Here is a 1,745-nt window from a genome sequence, read left to right as displayed (position 1 = left end):
GGTTCGCCGCCTTGCAGCCGATCGCACAGGGACTGCTGGGTGAATTCGGCGGCACGGGTGCCGAGGTTGGTCGGGGCCTGACGCTGCGCATGGATAGTAATAATGCAAGTACCAGCTTCTCCTCGGCCCGCCCTGCCACGGAAGTGGTCCGGCCGCCGGAGGGTCTGGTGCCGCGAAGTGTCCCCGACGGCCTGACCCACGCATTGATCGACCTGAGCTCGTGTCTTTCCTTGGACCCGTCGGCCGGCCGGGAACACCGAACGGCGAGGTTTCACCTCGCCGCTGCATGTGACCCAAGAAGGGCCTGACGCGCTGTCGCCTTACTGTCCTGTCCAGGTATCCGGTCCCGGTGAAATCGCCTTGATCCACTGTCAAGAACCGGAGAAGTGTCATGAAGGAAGAAACCGCTGGTCTCCCGGGCGTCATAGGCGGAGTCGATACCCACAAGGATCTGCACATGGCAGCCGTGGTTGACGAACATGACCGCGTGCTGGGCAGCGGGTGCTTCGCGACCACCCGGCATGGCTACAAGCAGATGCTGATCTGGATGCGTTCATTCGGTGAACTGCTCCGCGTCGGTGTGGAGTGTACCGGAACGTATGGCGCAGGGCTGCTGCGCTACCTGCAGCAAGCTGAAGTCAGGGTGCTCGAAGTGACCGCGCCAGACCGGAGCGACCGGCGCAAACGCGGCAAGGACGATACGCTGGATGCTGAAAATGCCGCCCATGCTGCCTTCGCAGGCGTCCGCACGGTCACACCCAGGACCCGTGACGGCATGATCGAGTCACTACGCGTGCTGAAGGTCTGTCGCAAGACAGCGGTTGCAGCTCGCCGAGTTGCCCTGCAACTGATTCACAACACGATCATCAGCGCACCTGACGAACTGCGCGAAGCGCTACGCACCATGACCCGCATGCAGCTCGTGCGCACGCTGGCCGCCTGGCGTCCGGATCTGACCGATTACCGCAATCTAGTCTCGGCGTACCGGATCACATTGAAATCCCTCGGGCGTCGCTATCTGGAACTGCACGACGAAATTGCCGACCTTGACGTGATGATCGCGGCCCTGGTCAACGAACTCGCGCCGGACCTGGTCTCGCGCAATTCCATTGGATACGAATCGGCAGCGCAGCTGCTGCTGACGGCGGGAGACAACAGCGAGCGACTACAGTCGGAGGCGGGATTTGCCGCCCTGTGCGGAGTCAGTCCCGTGCCGGCATCGTCGGGAAAGGTCACCCGGCATCGCCTGAATCGCGGCGGGGATCGTGCGGCCAACAGCGCGTTGCACATCATCGCCATCGGCCGGCTGCGAACCGACTCGCGCACAAAGGCGTATGTTGAACGGCGGGTCAGCGAGGGCCACTCGAAGCTCGAAGCCATTCGCTGCCTCAAGCGCTATATCGCTCGCGAAGTCTACTATGTCATACGTCAGCGCAACCGTCAGATCGGTCAGGTTCAGGTTGCGTGAAAGCGACCTGTTCCCGACAACAGGCAGGCTATTGCGCCCTAACCGTGTGTTAGGGGTCGCGGGTTGTCCACGGCTGGCCGGCGCGGTCGCCTGTTACGACCACGGCGCCGGCCAGCGGTGGGCAACCCGCGAGCGCCCCGTGAAGCGCGCCACTTGGCATTCCGAAAATGACTTACCAACTTGACATTTAGAAGGGCGTCCACGGTTCGCAGTACACGGCCGATGACTTCCTCAACCAGGTCAGGTTCTGGGGCGTCACGCCGAGCTTCGCCTTCGT

General features: G+C 62.7%; 2 protein-coding genes. Both read left to right on the top strand.

What is annotated here, in order from left to right; all coding sequences use genetic code 11:
- Positions 1 to 308 (top strand): hypothetical protein (locus tag AWB68_RS50530; RefSeq protein WP_235028872.1); only part of this gene is annotated, 308 nt, incomplete at its 5' end.
- An 83-nt stretch (positions 309 to 391) separates the two neighbouring features.
- A complete protein-coding gene (locus AWB68_RS44545) occupies positions 392 to 1,468 on the top strand; it encodes an IS110 family RNA-guided transposase (protein WP_087650410.1) in 1,077 nt (358 codons plus the stop codon).
- The last annotated feature ends 277 nt before the right edge of the window (positions 1,469 to 1,745 follow it).

The organism is Caballeronia choica (assembly GCF_001544535.1).
Lineage (GTDB): Bacteria > Pseudomonadota > Gammaproteobacteria > Burkholderiales > Burkholderiaceae > Caballeronia > Caballeronia choica.
The sequence above is the reverse complement of the archived record's forward strand: the minus strand, read 5'-3'. Positions and strand labels throughout refer to the sequence as shown.